The following is a 26322-nucleotide window of genomic DNA, read 5'->3' as shown; positions in this document are numbered from 1 at the left end:
AGGTGGACAGCGGAACGCCCGACGCCTAGAATTTGTGCTCGCCTTGATTCCTCACCACGCCCCCACGGACCGGCACATGCCAGCCCGCGGGTGCTGTCGCACCCGGTATCGACGCGGTGACGGCTTCCTTATCCTTGTCCTAGGGCGAACGCATGACGATTCCAGCTCTCCTCGCACTCGCCGACGGCAGCCTCTTCCGCGGCATTTCGATCGGCGCGGAGGGCCGGACGAGTGGCGAAGTCGTGTTCAACACGGCGATGACCGGCTACCAGGAGATCCTCACCGATCCCTCGTATGCGCAGCAGATCGTCACGCTGACCTATCCGCACATCGGCAACACCGGCTGCAATGCCGAGGACGCGGAGTCGCCGCGCGTGCATGCCGCGGGGCTCGTGATCCGCGACCTGCCGCTCGTGGCGAGCAACTGGCGCTCGCAGGAGACGCTCGATGCGTACCTGAAGCGCAACGGCATCGTCGCGATCGCCGAGATCGACACGCGCCGCCTGACGCGCATCCTGCGCGATTCCGGCGCGCAGAACGGCTGCATCCTCGCCGGCGCGGAGATCTCCGACGAAGACGCGCTCGCCGCGGCGCGTGCGTTCCCCGGCCTCAAGGGCGCCGACCTCGCCAAGGTCGTCTCCGTGCGCGAGCGCCATGCCTGGCGCGCCGGCAGCTACGACCTCGACCGCGCGGCATTCACGCAGCCGCCCGCGCGCTTCCGCGTCGTCGCCTACGATTTCGGCGTCAAGCAGAACATCCTGCGCATGCTCGCCGACCGCGGCTGCGAGATCACGGTCGTGCCGGCGCAGACGCCCGCGAGCGAGGTGTTCGCGCTGCGCCCGGACGGCGTGTTCCTGTCCAATGGCCCGGGCGACCCCGAACCCTGCGACTACGCGATCGTCGCGATCCGCGAATTCATCCGCGCCAAGGTGCCCACCTTCGGCATCTGCCTCGGCCACCAGTTGCTCGGCCTCGCCGTCGGCGCGCGCACGCTCAAGATGAAGTTCGGTCACCACGGCGCGAACCATCCGGTGATCGACCTCGACAGCGGCCGCGTGATGATCTCGAGCCAGAACCACGGCTTTGCCGTCGACGAGTCGACCCTGCCACCGAACGCGCGGGCGACGCACCGTTCGCTGTTCGACGGCTCGCTGCAGGGGATCGCGCTGGCGGATGCGCCGGCGTTCGGCTTCCAGGGACACCCGGAAGCGAGTCCCGGCCCGCACGACGTGGCCGGTTTGTTCGATCGGTTCATCCACCTCATGGAGGCGCGCGCGGCTGCCGCGGCGTAGACGACATGCTCAAGCATCGTTCCCTGACCCTTGCCCTCATGGCGGCCGTGACCCTGCTCGGCGCCGACGTCGCGCTCGCGCGCAAGCCGATCCATGCCGCGCAGAAAGCCGCGGCGGAGACCGCGAAGCCGTCCCAGCCGACCGGCAAGCTCGTCGAGTACACCGAGCTCGAGCAGCACGTCGGCAGCGACATCATCGTCGAGACCACCTTGCACACGGTCCGCCGCGGCAAGCTGATCAAGTACACGAACCCGGGCCTGACGATCCAGCTCGGTCCGGAGCATGGCGGCGTCGAGCTGTCGGTGCCGCGCGAGACCGTGCGCAACGTGAGCCTCGTCCTCGAGCCGTCGCCGGACGAAGCGACCCCGGCCGACGCCGGGCAGCCGGCGGATGCGGGCAAGCCCGCGCAGCAGCACGATGCGGGTACGGGCAGTGCCAAGAAGAACTGATCTCCAGTCGATCCTCATCATCGGCGCGGGCCCGATCGTCATCGGTCAGGCCTGCGAGTTCGACTATTCCGGCGCGCAGGCGTGCAAGGCGCTCAAGGAAGAGGGCTATCGGGTCGTCCTCGTCAATTCCAACCCGGCGACGATCATGACCGACCCCGGCACGGCCGATGCGGTCTACATCGAGCCGATCAACTGGAAGACGGTCGAGAAGATCATCGCCAAGGAGCGCCCGGACGCGCTGCTGCCGACGATGGGCGGGCAGACCGCGCTCAACTGCGCGCTCGACCTCGCCGACAACGGCGTACTCGAGAAGTACGGCGTGAAGCTCATCGGCGCCTCGCGCGAGGCGATCCGCATGGCGGAGGACCGCGAGCTGTTCCGCGTCGCGATGGCCGAGATCGGCCTCGACTGCCCGAAGGCCGAGGTCGCGCGCACGTTCGAGCAGGCGCTCGAGATCCAGGCGAAGGTCGGCTACCCGACGATCATCCGCCCGAGCTTCACCCTCGGTGGCAGCGGCGGCGGCATCGCCTACAACAAGGAGGAGTTCGAGGAGATCGTCAAGCGCGGCCTCGACCTCTCGCCCGTGCACGAGGTACTTGTCGAAGAGTCCGTGCTCGGCTGGAAGGAATTCGAGATGGAAGTGGTCCGCGACACCGCGGACAACTGCATCATCGTCTGCTCGATCGAGAACCTCGATCCGATGGGCGTGCACACCGGCGATTCGATCACGGTCGCGCCGGCCCAGACGCTCACCGACAAGGAATACCAGCGCCTGCGCGACGCCTCGATCGCCGTGCTGCGCAAGATCGGCGTCGACACCGGTGGCTCGAACGTGCAGTTCGGCATCAATGCGCAGAACGGGCGTGTCGTCGTCATCGAGATGAACCCGCGCGTCTCGCGCTCGAGCGCGCTGGCATCGAAGGCGACCGGCTTCCCGATCGCCAAGGTCGCGGCGAAACTCGCGGTCGGTTACACGCTCGACGAGCTCAGGAACGACATCACCGGCGGCAGGACGCCGGCGTCGTTCGAGCCGGCGATCGACTATGTCGTCACGAAGATCCCGCGCTTCGCGTTCGAGAAGTTCCCCGCGGCCGACGCGCGCCTGACCACGCAGATGAAGTCGGTCGGCGAGGTGATGGCGATCGGGCGCACGTTCCAGGAATCGCTGCAGAAGGCGCTGCGCGGCCTCGAGACCGGCAAGAACGGCCTCAATCCGAGCAAGCTCGACCTCGCCATGCCCGAAGGCCTCTCGGCGCTCAAGCGCGAGCTCAAGGAGCCGGGCCCGGACCGCGTGTTCTACGTGGCGGACGCGTTCCGCGCCGGCCTGTCGCAGGCCGACGTGTTCGCGCTGACCCACATCGACCCGTGGTTCCTCGTGCAGATCGAGGACCTCGTCAAGCTCGAAGGCGAGGTCAAGGCGGGCGGCCTCGCCGCGCTCGATGCCGCGCGCATGCGCCGGCTCAAGCGCAAGGGCTTCTCCGACGCGCGTCTCGCCGAACTCGTCGGCACCGACGAGAACGCGGTGCGCGCGCTGCGCCGCGCGTTCAACGTGCGTCCGGTGTACAAGCGCGTCGACTCCTGCGCGGCCGAGTTCGCGACGACGACGGCGTACATGTACTCGACCTACGAGGAAGAGTGCGAGGCCGAGCCGACCTCGCGCGACAAGATCATCGTCCTCGGCGGCGGCCCCAATCGCATCGGGCAGGGCATCGAGTTCGACTACTGCTGCGTGCACGCCGCGCTCGCGCTGCGCGAGGACGGCTATGAAACGATCATGGTCAACTGCAACCCGGAGACGGTGTCGACCGACTACGACACCTCCGACCGGTTGTACTTCGAGCCGCTCACGCTCGAGGACGTGCTCGAGATCATCGACAAGGAAAAGCCGAAGGGCGTGATCGTGCAGTACGGCGGGCAGACCCCGCTCAAGCTCGCGCGCGCGCTCGAAGCGGCCGGCGCGCCGATCATCGGCACGAGCCCGGACAGCATCGACCTCGCCGAGGACCGCGAGCGCTTCCAGAAGCTGATCGAGAAGCTCGGCCTGCGCCAGCCGCCGAACCGCACCGCGCGCAGCGCCGACGAGGCGCTCGTGCTCGCGCGCGAGATCGGCTATCCGCTCGTCGTGCGCCCGAGCTACGTGCTGGGTGGCCGCGCGATGGAAATCGTCCACGACGACGCCGACCTCACGCGCTACATCCGCGAAGCGGTTCGCGTGTCCGACGCGTCTCCCGTGCTGCTCGACCGCTTTCTCGACCATGCCGGCGAAGTCGACGTCGACATCGTCGTCGACGCGGGCGGCGAGGTGCTGATCGGGGGCGTGATGGAACACATCGAGGAAGCCGGCGTGCACTCGGGCGATTCCTCGTGCTCGCTGCCACCGTACTCCTTGTCGCCGGCGACGCAGGACGAACTGCGCCGCCAGGTCGGCCTGCTCGCGCGCGAGTTGAACGTCGTCGGCCTCATGAACACGCAGTTCGCGATCCAGTCCGACGGCAACGGCGGCGACACGATCTACATCCTCGAGGTGAACCCGCGTGCGTCGCGCACGGTGCCGTTCGTGGCCAAGGCGACCGGCGTCGCGCTCGCCAAGATCGCCGCGCGTTGCATGGTCGGCCAGACGCTCGCGGCGCAGGGTGCGACGCGCGAAGTCGTGCCGGACTACTACTCGGTCAAGGAAGCGATCTTCCCGTTCCTGAAGTTCCAGAACGTCGACCCGATCCTCGGCCCGGAGATGCGTTCGACCGGCGAGGTCATGGGCGTGGGCCGCAGCTTCGGCGCCGCGTTCGCGCGCGCGCACGAGGCCGCCGGCATCGCCGCACCCGCGGCAGGCAAGGCGTTCCTGTCGGTGCGCGACGCCGACAAGCAGCGCCTGCTCGAGGTCGCACGCGACCTGATCCGGCGCGGCTTCGGCCTCGTCGCGACCGGCGGCACGCATACCTATCTCAGCGAGCACGGCATCGCCTGCGAACGCATCAACAAGGTGCTCGAGGGCCGCCCGCACATCGTCGACCTGATCAAGAACGGCGAGATCGCGTTCATCGTCAACACCACCGAGGGCAAGCAGGCGATCGCCGACTCGTTCTCGATCCGCCGCGAAGCGCTGCAGCAGCGCGTGACCTATTCGACCACCGTGAGCGGCGCGAGGGCACTGCTCCATTCACTCGATTTTCGCGACAGCACCGACGTCAACAGCTTGCAGGAATTGCACAAGGAACTGGCATGAAGCGACCCCCGATGACGAAGAAGGGCGCCGAGCGGCTGCGCACCGAACTGGAACGCCTCAAGTCGGAGGAGCGCCCGCGCATCATCGCGGCGATCGCCGAAGCGCGTGCGCACGGCGACCTGAAGGAGAATGCCGAGTACCACGCCGCGCGCGAGATGCAGGGCTTCATCGAGGGCCGTATCCAGGAGCTCGAAGGCGCGCTTTCGCACGCCGAGGTCATCGACGTGACGCGCCTCAATGCGGGCACGCGCATCGTCTTCGGCGCGACCGTCGACCTCGCCGACGAGGATTCCGGCGAGGAGATCAGCTACCAGATCGTCGGCGACCTCGAAGCCGACATCAAGCAGCGCCTGATCTCGGTCTCGTCGCCGTTCGCGCGCGCGCTGATCGGCAAGAGCGAGGGCGACAGCTTCGAATTCCAGGCGCCGAACGGCACGCGCAACTACGAGATCACCGGCGTCCGCTACGAGGACTGATCATGCGATCCCCTCCGGTGCCGGGGCCTGCGCCAGCCGCGACGCGCGCGCACCGCCGTGATCGCCCGCGCGCCGCGATGCCGGCGCTTGCAGGCGCATGAAGCCGGTCGTCATCCGCCGGCGCCCGGCGTCGACGCGCAGTGACTGGCCGGTCGAGCTGCATCCGCTCGTCGCGCGCGTGTACGCCGCGCGCGGCATCGCCGCGCACGAGGCCGGCCCGCAGCGGCTCGCCGACCTGCTCACGCCGGCCGTGCTCGGGGGCGTCGAGCAGGCCTGCGACCTGCTCGCCGACGCGATCGTCCGTGACCTGCGCATCTGCATCGTCGGCGACTTCGACGCGGACGGTGCGACCGGGACCGCGGTCGCCGTGCGCGGCCTGCGCCTGCTCGGCGCGCGCGACGTCTGCTACCGCGTGCCCAATCGCATGGTCGACGGCTATGGCCTCGGCGTCGGCCTCGTCGATGCGCTCGCCGACATCCGGCCCGATCTCGTCGTCACGGTCGACAACGGCATTGCGAGCCATGCCGGCATCGCCGCCGCGCGTGCACGCGGCATGCGCGTGATCGTGACCGACCACCACCTCCCCGGGCCGACGCTGCCGCCGGCCGACGCGATCGTCAATCCGAATGCGGTCGCGCTCGCCGCCTGCGCACACGCGAGCCCGCCGTGCGCGGGTTGCGCCGATGCGGGCGCACGCGCATCGGCGCTCGCCGGCGTCGGGGTCATGTTCTACCTGCTGCTCGCGCTGCGCGCACGCCTGTATCCGGGCGAGTCGCGCGCGCGGCCGGACCTCGCCTCGCTGCTCGACCTCGTCGCGCTCGGCACGGTCGCCGACCTCGTGCCGCTCGATGCGAACAATCGCATCCTCGTCGCCGCGGGCCTGCATCGCATCCGCAACGGGCGCGCGTCGGCGGGCGTCGCGGCGCTGTACCGCTCGGCCGGGCGCGACCCGCGACGCGCCGTCGCGGCCGATCTCGGCTACGCGCTCGGTCCGCGCATCAATGCGGCGGGCAGGCTCGAGGACATGAGCCTCGGCATCGAGTGCCTGCTCAGCGACGACGCCGACGCCGCGCTCGCTCTTGCCGAGCGCCTGTCGGCGATCAACGCCGAGCGGCGCGAACTGCAGGCGGCGATGGTGGAGCAGGGGGAGGCGATGCTCGCGCGTTTCGTCGAGCGCTGGGACGAGGCGTCGCTGCCGTGCGGGATCGTGCTGCACGAACCCGACTGGCACCCGGGCGTGGTCGGTCTCGTCGCGTCCAAGCTCAAGGAGCGATTGAATCGCCCGGTCGTCGCATTCGCGCGAGCGGACGAGAGCGGCGTGGAGTTGCGCGGCTCGGCGCGCTCGATCGCCGGCTTCCACCTGCGCGACGCGCTCGCCGACGTCGACGCGGCGCATCCGGGTCTGATCGGACGTTTCGGTGGTCACGCGATAGCGGCGGGCCTGAGCCTGCCTGCGGCGAACCTTGCCGCATTCGCCGCCGAATTCGATGCAGCCGCGCGCCGGCGCCTCGACCCGGGGCAACTCGAACGTTACCTGTGGAGCGATGGCGAACTCCATCCGCACGAATTCACCGCCGACAACGCGCGCGCATTGCGTTATGCGGCCCCGTGGGGCCAGGCATTCCCCGAACCCGCGTTCGACAACGTGTTCGCGGTCGCGTCGTGGCGCGCGGTCGGCGAGAAGCACCTGCACATGCAATTGCGCCCGGTCCAGGGCGGCGATGCGCTCGAGGCGATCCTGTTCGATGCGCTCGCCGCAATGCCGCCACCCGCTCGCGTGCGCGCCCTGTACCAGCTCGACCTCAACGACTGGAACGGCCGCGAGCGCCTGCAACTGCTCGTGCGTCACATCGAACCTGCATAGCAGGCCGTCGCGCGCCAGCGCGGCTCCATTTGGGGCACGCCGAGCACATCGGCGGCTCGCACCGTGCCCTGGTCCCGCAATACCGCTCGCGGCGGGGGGGGGCCGCGAAGCGACGTCGTGTAGGAGCCCGCCCTGAGGGCGACCGCAGCGTCGCAGTACACCCGGGCGACGGTTGCGCACGGGGTACTCCTACAGGTGATGTGCGCCGCGCTTGTGTGGCGAGGAAGCCGCGATGCTCCTCGGCCTCGCCGCTCGGCCCAAACCCGGGAGCGGTTCCCGCCGCTGCCACGACAGCCGGCTCCTCCTCCCGCGCGCGGCGGCACGCGCCTTGCGCGTACCGCCCTACAGTCCGGTCCGTTTTGCTAGGATGCGCGATTCCTTTTTCCGGACCGACCACATGATCGAGACCAATCCGATCCATGCGCGCATCGCCGATCTCAAGGATCGCGTGGCGTCGCTCAGGGGGTATCTTTGACTTCGATGCCAAGGCCGAACGGCTCGAAGAAGTCACGCGCGAGCTCGAGAGCCCGGACGTCTGGGACAATCCGCAGCGCGCGCAGGATCTCGGCAAGGAACGCGCGAGCCTCGAGCGCATCGTCGACGGCATCCGCGGCCTGACCGACAGCCTCGCCGAGGCGGCTGACCTGCTCGACCTCGCGATCGCCGAGAACGACGAAGGCACCGCGGTCGCGGTTTCCGACGACGTCGACGCGCTCGCCGGCAAGGTCGAGAAGCTCGAATTCCAGCGCATGTTCTCCGGCGAGATGGATGCCGCCAACGCGTTCGTCGACATCCAGGCCGGCGCGGGCGGCACCGAGGCGCAGGACTGGGCCGAGATGCTGCTGCGCATGTACCTGCGCTGGGCCGAGTCGAAGGGCTGGAAGACCGAACTGCTCGAAGTGAGCGCGGGCGAAGTCGCCGGCATCAAGAGCGCGACGTTCCGCGTCGAGGGCGACTACGCCTACGGCTGGCTGAAGACCGAGATCGGCGTGCACCGCCTCGTGCGCAAGTCGCCGTTCGACTCGGACAACCGCCGCCACACGAGCTTCACTTCGGTGTTCGTCTCGCCCGAAGTCGACGACGACATCGACATCGAGATCAACCCGGCCGACCTCAAGACCGACGTCTACCGCTCGTCCGGCGCCGGCGGCCAGCACGTCAACAAGACCGAATCGGCGGTGCGCATCACGCACGTGCCCAGCGGCGTGGTCGTCGCCTGCCAGACCGAGCGCAGCCAGCACGCGAACCGCGACCGCGCGATGAAGATGCTGAAGGCGAAGCTCTACGAGATCGAATTGCAGAAGCGCAATGCCGAGAAGGACGCGCTCGAGGCGACCAAGTCCGACATCGGCTGGGGCAGCCAGATCCGCAACTACGTGCTCGACCAGAGCCGCATCAAGGACCTGCGCACCGGCATCGAGCGCAGCGACACGCAGAAGGTGCTCGACGGCGACCTCGACGAGTTCATCGAGGGCAGCCTCAAGGCCGGCCTCGAGGCCGGCGCGAAACGCATCGACGCATAGCGCGTGCCTTCTCCCCGCGGGAGAAGGCCGCGCGCAGCGCCGGATGAGGGTCCGGCGACTGGCGACATGTCCACGACCCCGGGCCCTCACCCGACCTCTCCGGCGGGAGAGGGGCCGCAGCCGCGAATCCGAAGCGATTTCCCCATGAGCGAAACCGACCATTCCCTTCCGCAGGACGAGAACAAGCTGATCGCCGAGCGCCGCGAGAAGCTGCGCGCGCTGCATGCGCACGGCATCGCGTTCCCGAACGACTTCAAGCCGGACGCGTTCGCCGGCGACCTGCAGCACGAGTTCGAGGACCGCGAGGCATGGCCGGCCGACAAGGTCGATGCGCTCGCGCGCCGCGTGAGGATCGGCGGCCGCATCATGAGCAAGCGCGACACCGGCAAGCTCGCCTTCGTGCACGTGCAGGACATGAGCGGCCGCATCCAGCTGTTCATCCAGGTCAACGCGGTGGGCGAGGAGACGTTCCGCGCTTTCAAGACCTGGGACATCGGCGACATCGTCGGCGCCGAAGGCACGTTGATGCGCACCAGGACCGGCGAGCTCAGCGTCAAGGTGGATGCCTTGCGCCTGCTCACCAAGTCGCTGCGGCCGCTGCCCGACAAGTGGCATGGCCTCGCCGACGTGGAGCAGCGCTATCGCCAGCGCTACGTCGACCTGATCGTCACGCCCGACTCGCGGCGCGTGTTCGCGCTGCGTTCGGCGATGATCCGTTTCATCCGGCAATGGCTCGAGGCGCCACCGCGGCGCTTCATGGAGGTCGAGACGCCGATGATGCACCCGATCCCGGGTGGCGCGACGGCCAAGCCGTTCGTCACGCATCATAATGCGCTCGACCTCACGATGTACTTGCGCGTTGCGCCGGAGCTCTACCTGAAGCGCCTCGTCGTCGGCGGCTTCGAGCGCGTCTACGAGATCAACCGCAATTTCCGCAACGAGGGCGTGTCGACGCGGCACAACCCCGAGTTCACGATGCTCGAGCTGTACCAGGCGTACGCGACCTACACCGAAGTGATGGATCTCACCGAGGCGATGATCCGCGACACGGCGCAGGCGACGCTCGGTCGCACGAATCTCGCCTGGGAAGGCCGCGACATCGATCTCGGCCCGCCGTTCCGCCGCTGGGCGATGGCCGAAGCGGTGCGCCACCACAACCCGGAGATCGGCGAGCACGAGCTGCGCGACCGCGAGGCGCTCGCGCGCCATTGCGCGCGCCTTGGCATCCACGTGAAGCCCGGCTACGGCTGGGGCAAGCTGCTGCTGGAGCTCTTCGAGGCGACCGTCGAGGGCACGCTCGTGCAGCCGACCTTCATCACCGACTACCCGGTCGAGGTATCGCCGCTCGCGCGCGCGAGCGACCGCGACCCCGAGGTGACCGACCGCTTCGAGCTGTTCATCGGCGCCAAGGAGATGGCCAACGGCTTCTCGGAGCTCAACGACCCCGAAGACCAGGCCGCGCGATTCCGCGCCCAGGTCGTCGCCAAGGACGCCGGCGACGACGAGGCGATGCATTTCGACGCCGACTACATCCGTGCGCTGGAGTACGGCATGCCGCCGACCGGCGGGCTCGGCGTCGGCATCGACCGCCTCGTGATGTTCTTCGCCGACGTGCCGTCGATCCGCGACGTGCTGCTGTTCCCGTACATGCGCCCGGAGGCGTGACAGGGCGTCCGAAGGGATACTTGTGGACGATCCGGCGCGCCCGCGTGCTACCCTAGGACCAACACGCCGCCTTCCCCGCCCGGGGCAGCGGCGGGTTTGCCCCTTGGACGCCCCGCAAACGCGGTCGCGGAGAGTTGCGTGAATGTATTGATCGTCGATGACCAGTCCTCGGCTCGCACCATGCTCCGGCATGTGGTCGAGGCGATCGGCCCGGGCGTCCATACCGCCGATTTCGGCAACCCGGTCGAGGCGCTGCGCTGGTCCGAAGCGCATGCGACCGACCTCGTCCTGCTCGATTACCGCATGCCCGACATGGACGGGCTCGAGTTCGCCCGGCGCTTCCGCCGCTCGCTCTCGCGCCGCGACGTGCCGATCGTGCTCATCAGCGTCGTCGGCGACGAGCCCGTGCGCCAGGCCGCGCTCGAGGCGGGGGTCATCGATTTCCTGGTCAAGCCGGTGCGCCCGCGCGAACTGCGCACGCGCTGCAAGAACCTGCTGCAGCTGCGCCAGCAGGGCGAATCGGTCAAGGAGCGGGCCCGCTCGCTCGAGGAGCGCGTGCTCGAGGGCGTGCGCGAGGTGGAGCAGCGCGAGCGCGAGACCCTGTACCGCCTCGCCCGCGCGATCGAATACCGCGACTGCGGCACCGGCCTGCACCTGCTGCGCATGTCGCACTATGCCGAGGTGCTGGCCGAGGCACTCGGCATGAACGAGGAGGAGGTCGCGATCCTGACCTCGGCCGCGCCGCTGCACGACATCGGCAAGATCGGCATCCCGGACGCGGTCCTGCTCAAGCGCGCGAGCCTGACCGACGAAGAGATGACGGTCATGCGCCGACACCCCATGATCGGATACGACATCCTGCGCGACAGCAAGAGCAAGTTCGTGCAGATGGGCGCCCTGATCGCCCTGCGCCACCACGAGCGCTGGGATGGCAGCGGCTATCCGGACGGGCTCAAGGGCGAGGAAATCCCGCTGCCGGCGCGGATCGTGGCCACCGCGGACGTCTTCGACGCGCTCACGTCCGAGCGCCCCTACAAGCGCGCGTGGACCGCCGCGGAGGCGTTCGACTATATGACGGCGCACCGTGGCACGCTTTTTGATCCTTCCTGTGTGGACGCATTGATGGCGAACGAGGCACGCATCCTCGACATCCTCACTGCGAAACTCGAACCGCCGGGAGAAGGCTGAACGCCGCGATCCCGGTCGCCGCCGAGGTAGGCATGCCCCGTCTGCTGGCCAAGCTCAGGTCGCGCTTCCAGAAGCGTCCCGACAGCGAGCACGAACAGGCGATCGTCCGCATGGCGATCGTCATGGTCTTCCTAGTCTATCTCGCCGGGCTCGTCACCGTTTCGGGCACGCACACGGCCACCGTGCAGGTCGCGTTGCGCTACGTCATGCTCGATGCAGTGGTCGGCGCGCTGATCCTCGGTTGGCTGATCCGCCACCCGGGCGTCTCGCATCCGCGTCGCGTCCTCGGCATGCTGACCGACTACGGCTCGATCGGCGCGATCATGGCGCTGTCGGGGCAGGAGGTCTCGCCGCTGTACGTGATCATCATGTGGGTCACGATCGGCAACGGCCTGCGCTACGGCCCGACCTACCTGCGCGCGGCGATCGGCCTCGCCAGCCTGTCCTTCTTCCTGGTGATCATGACCACGCCGTTCTGGCAGCAGAACAAGGCGCTGTCATGGGGCCTGCTGTGCGGGCTCGTCGCGATCCCGATGTACCTGTCCTCGCTGCTGCGCGCATTGACGCACGCGACCGAGGAGGCACGGCGCGCCAACGCGGCGAAGAGCACGTTCCTCGCCAACATGAGCCACGAGTTCCGCACGCCGCTGAACGGCATCGTCGGCATGTCCGAACTGCTTGCGACCACGCGGCTGAGCACCGAGCAGCGCGAATGCGCGACGGTGATCCAGACCTCGGCGAAGACCCTGCTCGGGCTGATCGAGGACGTGCTCGACATCTCCGCGATCGAAGTCGGCAAGCTGCGCCGCGTCGACCTCGACTTCCGCCTCGACGACCTGCTCGACGGCCTGCGCGTGATGCTGCAGCCACTCGCCAACGGCAAGGGCGTGCTGTTCGAGATCCGCGTCGCGCCGGGCACGCCGACTTCGCTGCACGGCGACTCCAACCACCTGCGGCAGATCCTCATCAATCTCGTTTCCAACGCGATCAAGTTCACCGAGGAAGGCAGCGTGGTGGTCGAAGTGTCGCAACGCGCGCGTGCCGAAGGCGCGGACGCGTCGTCGGCGAGGCTGCTGTTTTCCGTGCGCGACACCGGCGTCGGCATCCCGGTCGAAGCGCAGGCGCGCATCTTCAACGCGTTCGAGCAGGCCGACAGCGGCCACGGGCGCCGCTTCGGTGGCAGCGGCCTCGGCACGACGATCGCCAGGTCACTGACCGAACTGCTCGGCGGCCGCATCGGCTTCGAGAGCGTCGAAGGCGAGGGGTCGCACTTCTGGGTCGAGTTGCCGTTCGCACTCGTCACGCCGGCGACGACCGGAATGGTCGACCCGGCCAACGTCATCGCGTTCGGCGACCCGTTCGTGCGTCACCGCGCGCGCACGCGTTCACTGCAGCTGCTGATCGCCGACGACCAGCCGACCAACATCACGGTGTTGCAGCGCCTGCTCGAGAAGGCCGGCCACAAGGCGATCGCGGTCAACAGCGGCGAGGAGGTCCTCGACGCGATCGAGCAGGGCGATTTCGACGCCGTCATCATCGACCTGCACATGCCCGGCGTGAGCGGCCTCGACGTGCTCAAGCAGGCGCGCGTGATGCAGGCCGGGCGCACGCCGACGCCGTTCGTGATGCTCAGCGCCGACGCGACGACGAGCACCGTGCGCCAGTGCGAGCAGGCCGGCGCGCGGGCGTTCCTGACCAAGCCGGTGCAGGTGGCGCGCCTGCTCGACACGTTGAGCGACATCGCAAGCGCGCCGACGCCGGCGGAGCGGCCTGCGGCGGACCTCGAGCCGGTCGGCCGCGACAAGCCGCGCGCGTCCAGTTCGCCGATCGAGCCGGAGGTGCTGCGCGAACTCGAGGAGTTGCAACTCGGGACCGATTTCGTCGCGCTGTTCGTCGACGAATGCCTGCGCGATGCACTCGCGAACATCGGCGAACTCGAACGGACGGGTGCCGCGGCGCGCTGGGACGCGTTCCGCGACGGCTGCCACGCCCTCAAGGGCGTGGCGGGGAACATGGGCGCCACGCAACTCGCCGAGGCTGCGGCGGCTGCGATGCGGCTCGGCAACTGGCAGTTGCCGCGCGAATGGCGTCAGTCGGTGCGCGGCCTGCGCGAGCACCTCGAAGTCGCGCGCGCGGCATTGAAGGGAAGCCCGCAGCACGCCGAGGCCGAGCGGCCGTCCTGACACGGACGCTCGGCCAGTCGAAAAGGATTCAACCCATCGCGGACTGCACCACCTCCAGTTGCGCCGTCGTGGTCGCTTCCTGCGGCCGCTTGCGCTGCGCCCGCACGAGCCGTTCCATCGTGCGCAGCGACTTCTCGCCGAGCTGCATCGCGGTGTCGACCCAGACCTCGGTGATCTGCATCAGTTCGACCAGGCTCACCGGAGCGCGCATCTGGCGCACGCGGTTCATCGCCGTGCGCGCGTGGGATATGCGCTGGTTGCGGCGGATGAGGTCGTGCACGGCCGCGACACCCTCGCCCTTCGGCACGAGCACGTCGACGACGCCGAGGCGGTGCAACTCGTCGCTCGAGTAGATCGTGCCGTTGAGCATCATTTCCTCGGCGAAGCGCGGGCTCACGCGCTGGCAGAGGAACGAATACGCGCCCATGCCCGGGAACAGGTCGAACAGCACCTCCGGGAAGCCCATGCCGACGCCGCTTTCGGCGACGATCGAATGGCAGGACAGCGCGGCTTCGAAACCACCGCCCAGCGCATCGCCCTGGACCAGCGCGACGCTGTGCATGTGGCGGTTGAGCTGCTCGTGGAAGCCGTACACGCCTTCCACGCACTGGCGTGCGTAAGCGAGCAGGTGTTCGCGATTGCGCGCCTTGATGAGCCGGCAGAACAGCTCGAGGTCGCCACCGAGGTTGAACACGTCAGCGTCGGACGCGAGCACGACGTGCGCGATGCGCTCGTCGCCGTTGGTGGACTGCAAGGTCAGGCGGTCGGACACGCGTTTCTGGAAGTCGCGTATTTCCTTGATGAGCAGCGTGCTGAAACACGCGCGGTAGCCGCTGTCGCGCGGGAAGCGCGTTGCGTGCATGAAACACCAACTCGTGTTGGCGACGGGATCTTCTTGTGTACGCAGCAGGCGGAAATCGTTGTCGCGATGCAGCGCTTCGACGGCACTCATGTTGCACCCCTGGAGAGTAAGAGGCCGATCGTGATCGCCGCCGAACGGCCGACGAATGGTGTTGCACATCCCGGTGCCTGATCCGTGCGATCGCGATCGAGTCTAACGTAAACGCCACGAAGCATTGACAAATACGGTCGGATGTGACATGTCAATGTCAATTCTGTCGACTGCGTCACGGAATTGCGTGCGGCAGGGTGCATATCCATACTGCGCGGCGGCGGGAAATCGGGGGGAGTGCCGGGTTTCGGGTTCGTGCGCGGGCGCGCTCGCGCGTCCGGCTGTCAGGTACTAACATTTCCGCGATGGTTCGGTTCTTGCAGGAACCGAACGGGACAACACTGGGGCTGCAAGCAGCACGCGCGAGGAAGCATGACCAACGAAGGGGAAAAGAAGAACCTGCGGCCGGCTCGCATGTCGATCCGTTCCGCCGTGCTGATCAGCAGCGGCCTGAACGCCTGGAGCAGCGAAATCGAGGACATCTCCGCCACCGGCGTGCTCGTGGCCAAGCCGGACAACTGGCGTGGCAAGGTCGATGACGTGTTCGTGCTCGACATGCTGATCGGCGAGGCGCTGGACATCCACGTCGATGCACGCCTCGCGCGCGTGACCGAGACGCAGCTCGGTTTCGCCTACGAGCGCATCCCGGAGAACAAGGAAGCGCCGCTGTGGAACCTGCTCGGCGGCTACGCCGACCGCCTCGAGCCGTATTCGGCCTGACCCCGGAGCGGAAACCGCCGCCTCAGGGCGCGGCGGCCGGCTCGCGCAGCTCGCGCCGCAGGATCTTGCCCACGTTGGTCTTCGGCAGCGATTCGCGGAATTCGACGTATTTGGGCAGCTTGTAACCGGTCAGGTTGGCCTTGCAGTGCGCGCGCACGGCTTCTTCGGTGAGCGCCGGGTCCTTCTTGACGATGACGAGCTTGACCGCCTCGCCGGACTTCTCGTCCGGAACGCCGACCGCGGCCACCTCGAGCACGCCGGGCATCTGCGCGACGACGTCCTCGACCTCGTTCGGGTACACGTTGAAGCCGGAGACGAGGATCATGTCCTTCTTGCGATCGACGATGTAAACGTAGCCGCTGGGCTCCATCCGCGCGATGTCGCCGGTGCGCAGCCAGCCATCCGGCGACAGCACCTTGGCCGTCTCCTCGGGACGGTTCCAGTAGCCCTTCATGACCTGCGGGCCGCGGATGCACAGCTCGCCGATCTCGCCGATCGGCAGCACATTGCCGTCGTCGTCCTGGATGTTGACGTCGGTGGACGGGATCGGCAGGCCGATCGAGCCGTTGTATTCCTTGAGGTCGAGCGGGTTGATGCAGGCGGCCGGGCTGGTTTCGGTCAGGCCGTAGGCCTCGAGCAGGGCGCAACCGGTCACCTTCTTCCAACGCTCGGCGACCGCGCGCTGCACCGCCATGCCGCCGCCGAGCGTCAGGTGCAGCCTGGAGAAGTCGACTTCGTCGAAGCCCGGCGTATTGAGCAGGCCGGCGAACAGGGTGTTGACGCCGGACAGCGCGCTGAACCGGATCGACTTGATCGACTTCACGAAGCCCGGCATGTCGCGCGGGTTGGTGATCAGGTGGTTGAAGCCACCGATGCGCGCGAACACGAGGAAGTTCGCCGTCAGCGCGAAGATGTGGTACAGCGGCAGCGCGGTGACGACGACCTCTTCGCCCTCGCGCAGGTTCGAGCCGATCCACGCCGACGACTGCAGCATGTTCGACACCATGTTGCGATGGGTGAGCATCGCGCCCTTGGCGACGCCGGTGGTGCCGCCGGTGTACTGCAGGAAGGCGAGGTCATCGGGCCCGACCTCGACCTTGCCGAGCTTGGATCGCGTGCCGCGCCCGAGTGCTTCATTGAAGCGGATCGCATTCGGCAGCGAGTAGGCCGGCACCATCTTCTTGACGTGGCGCACGACGAAATTGGTGACCACCGATTTCGGGAAGCCGAGCAGGTCGCCGACGCCGGTGCAGACCACGTGCCTGCAGGACGTGTCGCCGATCACCTCGGCGACGGTGTGCGCGAAATTGTCGAGCACGATGATCGCACTCGCGCCGGAATCGTCGAGCTGGTGCTTGAGCTCGCGCGGCGTGTACATCGGGTTGACGTTGACGACCGTGAGGCCCGCGCGCAGCACGGCCATGATCACGATCGGATACTGCAGCACGTTGGGCATCATGATCGCGACGCGATCGCCCTTGGCGAGCTTGAGGTCGTTGACGAGGAATGCCGCGAACGTCGCGCTGAGCCGGTCGAGGTCGCCGTAGGTGATCACGCGCCCCATGTTGGTGAAGGCGGGCCGGTGGCGGAAGCGGTCGCAGCACTCCTCGAGCAGTGCCACGACCGAGCGGTACTGGCCCGGGTCGATCTCGGCCGGAGTCCCCGGCGGATAGTTGGCCAGCCAGGGACGGTTCGTATTCGCCATGCAGTTCCCCCGTGGCGGCGTCGATCGCGCCGACGCGCCGGTTTCGTTTACCCTGCGACGATCCGCACGGGTACGGTCGATTGCAGCACAAGGCCGGAACGAGCGGCAAGCCGCAATGCAACGTGGGCCCGGCGAGGTGAGCGTGCGTCCCTACCTGATCGTTCTGTCATGCCTGTTGTCCGCCGCCTGCGCGCGCCAGCCCGACGACGAGGCGATCCGCGCCGCGATCACCGCGGGCGCCGCCTCGATCGAGGCGCATCGCGCCAAGGACGTGCTCGACCTCGCCACCGACGATTTCGTCGGCAACGACGGCGTGGACCGCGCCGGGCTCGCGAACATCGTGCGCGCCCAGCTGCTCGGCGCGAACACGATCGGCGTGCGCATCGGTTCGGTCACGGTCGAACTGCACGGTGAGCGCGCGGTCGCGCGCTTCGACGCCGACATCACCGATTCCAGCGGCCGCTGGATCGCGGACCGCGCGACGACCCTGCACTTCGAGACGGGTTGGCGTCGCGAGGGCCGTGCCTGGCGCTGCTACAACGCGAAGTGGTCGGACGACAGGTCGTGACCAGCGTGCTGCGTGGCCCGGTCCGCCGGCCGCGGCGACGACACGGCTTCACCCGGCAGGCAGGGCCACTCGAACATTCCGTTCGCGCCGAGGGCAGCCCGCGCAGCGGGCGGAGCCGGAGCGTTCGGCACTCACCGACGACGCTGCGTCGACATCGGCCTGCGGCCTGCACCCTGGCGCGAACGCACGGAGGATCTCGTCATTCGGCCCGGAGGCCGTCGAAAGACCAAAAAAAACGGCGCGGAAATTCCGCGCCGTTTTCATGCCGCGTGCGTGCGCGCGGCAGCGCGCCTTACGCGGCCTTCTTCGCCGCCAGTTGGCGCAGCACGTACTGCAGGATGCCGCCGTGGCGGAAGAACTCGCGTTCCTTCGGCGTGAGCAGCAGCACGCGCACCTTGAACGCCTTGCGGCTGCCGTCGGCCGCCGTCGCGACGACATCGGCGACCTTCGCCTCGCCGTCCTGCAGGCCGGTCACGTCGAAGGTTTCCTTGCCGGTGAGGCCGAGCGTCTGTGCGTTCTCTCCGTCCATGAACTGGCACGGCAGCACGCCCATGCCGACGAGGTTCGAGCGGTGGATGCGCTCGAAGCTCTCGGCGATGACCGCCTTCACGCCGAGCAGCAGGGTGCCCTTCGCGGCCCAGTCGCGCGACGAGCCGGTGCCGTATTCCTTGCCCGCGAGCACGACCAGCGGCGTCTTTTCCGCCTTGTACTTCATCGCGGCGTCGTAGATCGACATCTGCTCGCCGCTCGGCACGTGCAGCGTGTAACCGCCTTCGACGCCGGACAGCATGAGGTTCCTGATGCGGATGTTGGCGAATGTACCGCGGACCATCACGTCGTCGTTGCCGCGGCGCGAGCCGTAAGAGTTGAAGTCCTTCGGGTCGACGCCCTTGGAGATCAGGAAGCGGCCCGCCGGGCTGTCCTTCTTGATCGAACCGGCCGGCGAGATGTGATCGGTGGTGATCGAGTCGCCGAACACGCCGAGCGCGCGCGCGCCGTGGATGTCCTCGATGCGGCCGGCCTCCTTGCCCATGCGTTCGAAGTAGGGCGGGTTCTTGATGTAGGTCGAATCGTCCCAGCGGTAGACCGAACCGTCGGGCGAGGCGATCCGGTTCCAGCGGCTGTCGCCCTTGAACACGTCGGCGTAGTTCTTGGTGAACATCGCCGGGTTGATCGCGCCGGCGATCGTGTCGGAGATTTCCTTGTTGCTTGGCCAGATGTCCTTGAGGTAGACCGGCTGGCCGTCGTTGCCGACGCCGAGCGGATCCTTCGTGAGGTCGATGTCGAGCGTGCCGGCGAGCGCGTAGGCGACGACGAGCGGCGGCGAGGCGAGATAGTTCATCTTCACTTCGGGATGCACGCGGCCCTCGAAGTTGCGATTGCCCGACAGCACCGACGCGACCGCGAGGTCGCCTTCGGCGATGCCCTTGCTGATCTCGATCGGCAGCGGACCCGAGTTGCCGATGCAGGTGGTGCAGCCGTATCCGACCACGTAGAAGCCGACCTTCTCGAGTTCCTTCAGCAGGCCGGTCTTCTCGAGGTAATCGGTCACGACGAGCGAACCCGGGCCGAGCGAGGGCTTCACCCACGGCTTGGCCGTGAGTCCCTTCGCCGCGGCCTTCTTCGCGAGCAGGCCAGCGCCGAGCATGACGGCGGGATTGGAGGTGTTCGTGCACGAGGTGATCGCAGCGATCACGACCGCACCGTCGGCGAGCTTGAACGACTGGCCGTCCTTCTCGACCACGACGCCGCCGTTGGTAAGCGCATTGGCCGGATTGCCGATCGCCGCGCTGCCGCCTTCGGCGATGAAGTCGGCCGTCGCCTGCGTGCGCGGCTTGCGGTTCGCGGTGAGCGGACCGAGTGCGTCACGGAAGCTCTTCTGCACGCCTTCGAGCAGGACGCGGTCCTGCGGGCGCTTGGGGCCCGCGAGCGACGGCTTGACGTCGCCGAGGTCGAGTTCGAGCGTCGCGCTGAACTCCGCCGCCGGCGTCGACTCGTCGTGCCACAGGCCCTGCGCCTTCGCGTACGCTTCGACGAGGCGGATCTGCGCCTCGTCGCGGCCGGACAGGCGCATGTAGGCGAGCGCTTCGGCGTCGACCGGGAAGATGCCGCAGGTTGCGCCGTATTCCGGCGCCATGTTGGCGATCGTCGCGCGATCGGCGAGCGGCAGGTGCTTGAGGCCGTCGCCGAAGAACTCGACGAACTTGCCGACCACGCCGAGCTTGCGCAGCATCTGCGTCACGGTCAGCACGAGGTCGGTCGCGGTTACGCCTTCGGCGAGCTTGCCGGTGAGCCTGAAGCCGACCACTTGCGGAATCAGCATCGACGACGGCTGGCCGAGCATCGCGGCCTCGGCCTCGATGCCGCCGACGCCCCAGCCGAGCACGCCGATGCCGTTGATCATCGTCGTGTGCGAGTCGGTGCCGAACACGGTGTCCGGATAGGCCCAGCTTTCGCCGTCCTTGTCCGCGGTGAACACGACGCGTGCGAGGTGCTCGAGGTTCACCTGGTGCACGATGCCCGTGCGCGGCGGCACGACCTTGAAGTTGTTGAACGCCTTCTGGCCCCAGCGCAGGAACGAATAGCGCTCCTGGTTGCGTTCGAATTCGATTTCGACGTTCGTCTCGAGCGCCTTCGGCGAGCCGAACGCGTCGACCTGCACCGAGTGGTCGATCACGAGTTCGGCCGGTGCGAGCGGGTTGATCTGCGTCGCGTCGCCGCCGAGCTTGACCACCGCGTCGCGCATCGCGGCGAGGTCGACCACGCACGGCACGCCGGTGAAATCCTGCAGCACGACGCGCGCAGGCATGAAGGAGATCTCGGTATCCGGTTCCTTCCTCGCGTCCCAGTTCGCGACCGCTTCGATTTCCTTCGCGGTGACGTTGACGCCGTCTTCGTGTCGCAGCAGGTTTTCGAGGAGGATCTTCATCGAGTACGGCAGGCGCCCGAGGTCGAAGCGCTGGCCGAGCTTGACCAGGCTGGAATAGTGGTAGCGCTTGCCGTTGACCTCGAGGACGTCCCGGGTCGAGAACGAATCTGTCATCTGCATCTCCTGCTGGCTGGCGTTTCGCTTGGCGCAAGGCCGCGGCGGCGCCGCGGGCGCGGTCCTGGGGGCGGACCGGCGAATGGGCCCGCCATTATCGCGCAAACCCGATCGCTTCGCCAAAACGGGCGCGATGAGCAAAGTTCCGGAACACGGAGCACACGGAAGAGCGGCCCGGACTGGTCCGTTCTCCGCGTGCTCCGTGTTTCAGTCTTTTCGGGGGCGCACCTAGCCCCGGTCGAGCGTGCTGCGGGCGAGAAGGCCGCGAGCGAGCATCGCGTATTCGCGCCGGCGCAGCAGCAGGCGCAGCTGGCCGCCGCCGACCTGGCGCCAGAGCACGGCGGCGCGCACCGCGGCGAGGAGCAGCGCGCGGATCTGCGCGACGACCTGCGGATTGGACAGCTGCACGGGATTGCCGTGCACGACCACGCGCGGGCGCAGTTGCGAAAGGGTTTCCACGTAGAGGTCGGCGAGGCGTGCCTGCACGGTCGGGTGGGCAAGGCCGAAGTGGTCGGCCTGGCGCTGGATGGCCTCGATGCCGTCGCGCAGCGCGCGCTGCATGCGCGGGTTGCGCGCGAGGCGCTTCTGCAGGCGCAGGGTGCCGAGCACGAGGCGGGTGAGGGCGAGGTTGCGCTCGGCGCCTTCGAACTGGTGCAACAGGGTCTCGAGGCCGAGGCGCACGCCGGCGAGGCCGCCGAATACCGCGGCCGCGCTGTCGGCGTCGATGCGGAACACGCTGGCGAGGCTGGCCTCCACGCTCGCCGCATCGGCGCGCCCGCGCGTGGCAACCTCGTGCACGAGGCGGCAGCCTTGCAGCACGCCGGCGAGCGCGATGACGCGGGACTCACGCATCGCGCATCTCCCAGCCGCCGTACGGCGCGTCGCTGCATTCGATGACGGCGCCGCCGAGGCAGACGTCGTCGTCGTAGAAGACGACCGACTGCCCCGGCGTGACCGCGCGCTGCGGCGCGTCGAAGACGACCGTGCAACCGGTCGCGTCGAGCTCCACCGAACACGCCTGCGGCTCCTGCCGGTAGCGGGTCATCGCCGAACAGCGGAACGACGCCGCCGGCGCCTCGCCGGCGACCCAGGTGGGTCCGCTCGCAGCGAGCCGGCGCGATTGCAGCCAGTGGTTCGCATTGCCTTGCGCGACGTAGAGCACGTTGTCCGCCACGTTCTTGCCGATCACGTACCAGGGTTCGCCTTCGCCGCCACGCCGGCCGCCGATGCCGAGGCCGCTGCGCTGGCCGAGCGTGTAGTAGAACACGCCCGCGTGCTCGCCGACCGTGGTGCCGTCCGGCGTGCGCATCGGGCCGGGCCTGGCCGGGATGTATTCGGCGAGGAACGAACGGAAGTCGCGCTCGCCGATGAAACAGATGCCGGTCGAGTCCTTCTTGTCGTGCGTGGCCAGGTCCGCCTCCCGCGCGACCGCGCGCACGTCGGCCTTGTGCATGTCGCCGAGCGGGAACAGGGTCGAGGCGAGCGCAGGCTGGCCGAGCGCGTGCAGGAAATAGGTCTGGTCCTTCGCCGTGTCGCGTGCGCGCAGCAGGCGCCAGCGGCCGTCCACGCAGTCGACGCGCGCGTAGTGGCCGGTGGCGATCTTCTCCGCGCCGAGCGCATGCGCGTGGTCGAGGAAGGTCTTGAACTTGATCTCGCGGTTGCACAGCACGTCCGGGTTCGGCGTGCGTCCGCGGCGGTACTCGGCGAGGAAATGCTCGAACACCTGGTCCCAGTACTCGTCGGCGAAGTTGCGCAGGTACAGCGGGATGCCGAGTTTCGCGCACACCGCGACGGCGTCCCTGCGGTCCTCGTCGGCGCGGCACGGGCCGCGGCGCTCGTCCTCTTCCCAGTTCTGCATGAATAGGCCAGCGATCGACTCGCCTGCGCGCTGCAGGAGCAGCGCCGCCACCGAGGAGTCGACGCCGCCGGAGATGCCGACGATGACGCGGGCCGTCACTGCGCGCAGCGTCCCGGCAGGTGACCGGCCGGCAGGGATCCCAAGCCGCGTGCGTTCATGGCGCGGTGATGAACGAACGTACGCTGTCGAGCGGCAGTCGGCGGCCGGCGAGCCAGTCGTCGATGCTCGCCAGGACGAGCGGGCTGCGCAGCTTCGCCGCGGCCGCCCGGATCTCCTCGTGCGTGAGCCACAGCGCCTGCAGGATGCCGGTGTCGAGCGGCCGATCGTCGTGGTGGCGCAGCGCATCGGCGCCGAACGTGAAGCGCACGAACTGGCTGCCCGACGGCGAGCGCCACTGCTGCACGCCGAGCAGGCAGGTCAGCGTGACGTCCCAGCCGGTTTCTTCGAGTGTCTCCCGCACGGCGGCGTCGTGCAGGGATTCATCCGGTTCGAGATGCCCGGCCGGCTGGTTCAGCACGGTGCGGCCGCGCACATCTTCTTCGACGAGGAGAAAGCGGCCGTCGCGCGGGACGACGGTCGCGACCGTCACATGTGGACGCCAGATGTCCTCTTCAAGCTCGGTCACGACGGAGGGAATGCGGGTCATCCCGGCAGTGTAGCAGTCCGCGCCGCACAGGCCTTGTGCAGTCGGGCCGTGCCACCATCTGCCCGGGCGTGCCCGATGCGGCGCGGCGTTATACTTGGACCGGACGAAACAGAAGCGTTGCCGATGGCGAACCAACCCGACCAGAACCCCGAACGTGGCCCCGGCCTGGCCGTCGAGGAGGCGCGCCCCGAGGTGGTGCGACCGCCGCTGTACCAGGTCGTCCTGCTGAACGACGACTTCACGCCGATGGACTTCGTCGTGGTCGTGCTCGAAACCTTCTTCAACCTCGATCGCGAGCGCGCGACGCAGGTCATGCTGCACGTACATACGCGCGGCAAGGGCGTCTGCGGCGTGTTCACGCGCGAGGTCGCGGAAACCAAGGTGACCCAGGTCAACGAATTCTCGCGCAGCCACCAGCATCCGTTACTGTGCACGATGGAAAAGGCTTGAGCTGCACCTGAAACAGGCGGCCAGGGATGACCGCCGTCGACCCGCCGGGCATGTCGGCTTCGCAGGACGCACCAGCGCACGCGATGCGGCGGCCAGGACGACCGCACCGATTGAACCCGACGGGTCGGTCCACATATTGCAAGCCATTCACCCAGGCAAGCAGTCCGGAGCACCCTGAATGTTCAGCAAGGATCTCGAGGTCACCATCGGCCAGTGCTACAAGGAGGCACGCGAACAGCGTCATGAATTCATGACGGTGGAGCACCTCCTGCTCGCGCTGCTCGACAACGCGTCGGCGATCGCCGTGCTGCGCGCCTGCGGCGTCGATACGGCCAAGCTCGCCCGCGACCTCCGTTCGATCATCACCGAAACCGTTCCGGTGCTGCCGGCGAACGACGAGCGCGACACGCAGCCGACGCTCGGCTTCCAGCGCGTGTTGCAGCGCGCGGTCTACCACGTGCAGTCGTCGGGCAGGAAGGAAGTCACGGGCGCGAACGTGCTCGTCGCGATCTTCGGCGAGAAGGATTCGCACGCGGTCTACTTCCTCGGCCAGCAGGAAGTGTCGCGCCTCGACGTCGTCAACTACATTTCGCACGGCATCGCCAAGATCGGCCACGAATCCGGCGGCTCGCAGCCCGCGGGTGGCGAGGCCGGCCGCGATGCCGAGGGCGGCGACGAGCCTCGCGGCAACCCGCTCGCCGAGTTCGCCAACAACCTCAACGAGCTCGCCCGCCAGGGCAAGATCGATCCGCTGATCGGTCGCAACGAGGAGATCGAGCGCACGATCCAGGTGCTCTGCCGCCGGCGCAAGAACAATCCGCTCTACGTCGGCGAGGCCGGCGTGGGCAAGACCGCGCTCGCCGAGGGCCTGGCCAAGCGCATCGTCGAAGGCGACGTGCCCGAGGTGCTCGCGCATTGCACGATCTGGGCGCTCGACCTCGGCGCGCTCGTCGCCGGCACCAAGTACCGCGGCGATTTCGAGAAGCGCCTCAAGGGCGTGATCGGCCAGCTCAAGAAGGAACCGGGCGCGATCCTGTTCATCGACGAGATCCATACGATCATCGGCGCCGGTTCCGCCTCGGGCGGCACGATGGACGCCTCCAACCTGATCAAGCCCGTGCTTGCCAGCGGCGAGCTGCGTTGCATCGGCTCGACCACGTTCCAGGAGTACCGCGGCGTGTTCGAGAAGGACCGTGCGCTCGCGCGGCGCTTCCAGAAGATCGACGTGGTTGAGCCCTCCATCGCCGACAGCGTGGAGATCCTCAAGGGCCTCAAGACGCGCTTCGAGGAGCATCACAAGGTCGAGTACACCAACGACGCGCTGAAGGCGGCGGTCGATCTCTCGGTCAAGCACATCGCCGACCGCCTGCTGCCGGACAAGGCGATCGACGTGATCGACGAGGCCGGCGCGCGCCAGCATCTTCTGCCCGAGAAGGATCGCAGCGGGCTCGTCGACGTGCCCGACATCGAGTTCATCGTCGCGCGCATGGCGCGCATCCCGCCCAAGCAGGTGTCGGCGTCCGACCGCGACGTGCTGCGCAACCTCGATCGCAACCTCAAGATGGTCGTGTTCGGCCAGGACGAGGCGATCGACAAGCTCGCCGCGTCGATCAAGATGGCGCGCTCGGGCCTCGGCAACCCGGCCAAGCCGATCGGCTGCTTCCTGCTGACCGGACCGACCGGCGTCGGCAAGACCGAGGTCACGCGCCAGCTCGCGATGCAGCTCGGCATCGAGCTCGTGCGCTTCGACATGTCCGAGTACATGGAAGCGCATTCGGTGTCGCGCCTGATCGGTGCGCCTCCGGGCTACGTAGGCTTCGACCAGGGCGGCCTCTTGACCGAGCAGATCGTCAAGCATCCGCACTGCGTGCTGCTGCTCGACGAGATCGAGAAGGCGCACCCGGACGTCTACAACGTGCTCCTGCAGATCATGGACCGCGGCGCGCTGACCGATACCAATGGCCGCGAGGCGAACTTCAAGAACGTGATCGTCGTGATGACGACGAACATCGGCGCGCAGCAGGCATCGCGGCGCACGATCGGTTTCGTCGAGCAGAACCACACGACCGACGCGATGGAAGCGCTCAAGCGTGGCTTCACGCCGGAGTTCCGCAATCGCCTCGATGCGATCGTGCAGTTCAACTCGCTCGACTTCGAGCACATCCTGCGCGTCGTCGACAAGTTCCTCATCGAACTCGAGACGCAGCTGCAGGAGAAGCACGTCGCGTTGCACGTCGACGCCGATGCCCGGCGCTGGCTCGCCGAGCACGGCTTCGACCCGCAGATGGGCGCGCGGCCGATGGCACGCGTGATCCAGGAGAACGTCAAGCGCCTGCTCGCCGACGAGCTCCTGTTCGGCAAGCTCGCCGACGGCGGCAAGGTGCTGCTGTCGGTCAAGGACGGCAAGCTCGCGGTCGACTGCGAAGCGGCCGAGAAACTGCCGGCGGTGGTGGAGTAAGGCCGCAACGTTCCTCCACGAAGTAAAAAGGCCGCGCAGTGCGCGGCCTTTTCGTTCCC

Annotated in this window: 20 protein-coding genes; 14 read left to right on the top strand and 6 right to left on the bottom strand. The window is 68.1% G+C overall.

What is annotated here, in order from left to right:
• Positions 1-152 precede the first annotated feature (152 nt).
• From carA to EV148_RS10800, 10 genes are all read left to right on the top strand, one after another.
• On the top strand, positions 153-1292 hold the full coding sequence (gene carA, locus EV148_RS10840) for a glutamine-hydrolyzing carbamoyl-phosphate synthase small subunit (RefSeq protein WP_131997883.1): 1140 nt from the start codon (positions 153-155) through the stop codon (positions 1290-1292).
• 5 nt (positions 1293-1297) lie between these two features.
• Positions 1298-1741, top strand: a complete 444-nt coding sequence (locus EV148_RS10835; protein WP_131997880.1) for a hypothetical protein — start codon at positions 1298-1300, stop codon at positions 1739-1741.
• Positions 1725-4964, top strand: coding sequence for a carbamoyl-phosphate synthase large subunit (carB, locus tag EV148_RS10830; protein ID WP_131997877.1), 3240 nt, complete (start codon positions 1725-1727; stop codon positions 4962-4964). Before EV148_RS10835 ends, carB begins: the two co-directional genes overlap by 17 nt.
• Positions 4961-5440: a transcription elongation factor GreA gene (gene greA, locus EV148_RS10825; protein ID WP_131997874.1), complete on the top strand. Its 480-nt coding sequence runs from the start codon at positions 4961-4963 to the stop codon at positions 5438-5440. Before carB ends, greA begins: the two co-directional genes overlap by 4 nt.
• A 97-nt stretch (positions 5441-5537) precedes the next feature.
• Positions 5538-7304 (top strand): single-stranded-DNA-specific exonuclease RecJ, encoded by a 1767-nt coding sequence (gene recJ / locus EV148_RS10820; RefSeq protein WP_131997871.1) that lies wholly within the window; start codon positions 5538-5540, stop codon positions 7302-7304.
• A gap of 232 nt (positions 7305-7536) precedes the next feature.
• On the top strand, positions 7537-7779 hold the full coding sequence (locus tag EV148_RS18685) for a hypothetical protein (RefSeq protein WP_182517691.1): 243 nt from the start codon (positions 7537-7539) through the stop codon (positions 7777-7779).
• Positions 7702-8827 (top strand): peptide chain release factor 2 gene (gene prfB / locus EV148_RS10815; protein WP_131997868.1). Its coding sequence is split into 2 segments (ribosomal slippage): positions 7702-7776 and positions 7778-8827, totalling 1125 coding nucleotides; the frame shifts between segments, so codons are not numbered across the junction. The genes EV148_RS18685 and prfB overlap by 78 nt, the downstream gene beginning before the upstream one ends.
• Positions 8828-8971: 144 nt before the next feature.
• A complete protein-coding gene (lysS, locus tag EV148_RS10810) occupies positions 8972-10492 on the top strand; it encodes a lysine--tRNA ligase (protein ID WP_131997865.1) in 1521 nt (506 codons plus the stop codon).
• A 96-nt stretch (positions 10493-10588) separates the two neighbouring features.
• On the top strand, positions 10589-11680 hold the full coding sequence (locus EV148_RS10805) for a response regulator (RefSeq protein WP_259393283.1): 1092 nt from the start codon (positions 10589-10591) through the stop codon (positions 11678-11680).
• 32 nt (positions 11681-11712) lie between these two features.
• Positions 11713-13863 (top strand): ATP-binding protein, encoded by a 2151-nt coding sequence (locus EV148_RS10800; RefSeq protein ID WP_131997861.1) that lies wholly within the window; start codon positions 11713-11715, stop codon positions 13861-13863.
• 28 nt (positions 13864-13891) lie between these two features.
• On the opposite strand, the gene EV148_RS10795 is transcribed toward EV148_RS10800, so the two are convergent.
• Positions 13892-14815 (bottom strand): crotonase/enoyl-CoA hydratase family protein, encoded by a 924-nt coding sequence (locus EV148_RS10795; protein ID WP_131997858.1) that lies wholly within the window; start codon positions 14813-14815, stop codon positions 13892-13894.
• 372 nt (positions 14816-15187) lie between these two features.
• On the opposite strand from EV148_RS10795, the gene EV148_RS10790 reads away from it, so the two are divergent.
• A complete protein-coding gene (locus tag EV148_RS10790; protein WP_131997856.1) occupies positions 15188-15535 on the top strand; it encodes a PilZ domain-containing protein in 348 nt (115 codons plus the stop codon).
• A 22-nt stretch (positions 15536-15557) separates the two neighbouring features.
• Here the strand turns inward: EV148_RS10790 and EV148_RS10785 are convergent, their stop codons facing one another.
• The gene (locus EV148_RS10785; RefSeq protein WP_131997853.1) at positions 15558-17240 is read right to left on the bottom strand and encodes a long-chain-fatty-acid--CoA ligase; all 1683 of its coding nucleotides are present in this window, start codon (positions 17238-17240) and stop codon (positions 15558-15560) included.
• Between the two features lie 142 nt (positions 17241-17382).
• On the opposite strand from EV148_RS10785, the gene EV148_RS10780 reads away from it, so the two are divergent.
• The gene (locus EV148_RS10780) at positions 17383-17808 is read left to right on the top strand and encodes a Cif family virulence factor (protein WP_131997850.1); all 426 of its coding nucleotides are present in this window, start codon (positions 17383-17385) and stop codon (positions 17806-17808) included.
• A 292-nt stretch (positions 17809-18100) separates the two neighbouring features.
• On the opposite strand, the gene acnA is transcribed toward EV148_RS10780, so the two are convergent.
• The 4 genes from acnA to EV148_RS10760 all read right to left on the bottom strand — a co-directional run bounded on the left by acnA (position 18101) and on the right by EV148_RS10760 (position 23334).
• The gene (acnA, locus tag EV148_RS10775) at positions 18101-20851 is read right to left on the bottom strand and encodes an aconitate hydratase AcnA (protein WP_131997847.1); all 2751 of its coding nucleotides are present in this window, start codon (positions 20849-20851) and stop codon (positions 18101-18103) included.
• A gap of 228 nt (positions 20852-21079) precedes the next feature.
• Positions 21080-21703, bottom strand: a complete 624-nt coding sequence (gene hflD, locus EV148_RS10770; RefSeq protein WP_131997844.1) for a high frequency lysogenization protein HflD — start codon at positions 21701-21703, stop codon at positions 21080-21082.
• Positions 21696-22808, bottom strand: coding sequence for a tRNA 2-thiouridine(34) synthase MnmA (gene mnmA / locus EV148_RS10765; protein ID WP_241988058.1), 1113 nt, complete (start codon positions 22806-22808; stop codon positions 21696-21698). The genes hflD and mnmA overlap by 8 nt, the downstream gene beginning before the upstream one ends.
• Positions 22809-22863: 55 nt before the next feature.
• Positions 22864-23334 (bottom strand): NUDIX hydrolase, encoded by a 471-nt coding sequence (locus tag EV148_RS10760; RefSeq protein WP_425479856.1) that lies wholly within the window; start codon positions 23332-23334, stop codon positions 22864-22866.
• Between the two features lie 144 nt (positions 23335-23478).
• Here EV148_RS10760 and clpS point away from each other — a divergent pair, with 144 nt between their 5' ends.
• The gene (gene clpS / locus EV148_RS10755) at positions 23479-23805 is read left to right on the top strand and encodes an ATP-dependent Clp protease adapter ClpS (protein WP_131997838.1); all 327 of its coding nucleotides are present in this window, start codon (positions 23479-23481) and stop codon (positions 23803-23805) included.
• A gap of 178 nt (positions 23806-23983) precedes the next feature.
• The gene (gene clpA, locus EV148_RS10750) at positions 23984-26263 is read left to right on the top strand and encodes an ATP-dependent Clp protease ATP-binding subunit ClpA (RefSeq protein WP_131997835.1); all 2280 of its coding nucleotides are present in this window, start codon (positions 23984-23986) and stop codon (positions 26261-26263) included.
• Positions 26264-26322 lie beyond the last annotated feature (59 nt).

The organism is Dokdonella fugitiva (genome assembly GCF_004342425.1).
GTDB classification, from domain to species: Bacteria; Pseudomonadota; Gammaproteobacteria; order Xanthomonadales; family Rhodanobacteraceae; genus Dokdonella_A; species Dokdonella_A fugitiva.
The sequence above is the reverse complement of the archived record's forward strand: the minus strand, read 5'-3'. Positions and strand labels throughout refer to the sequence as shown.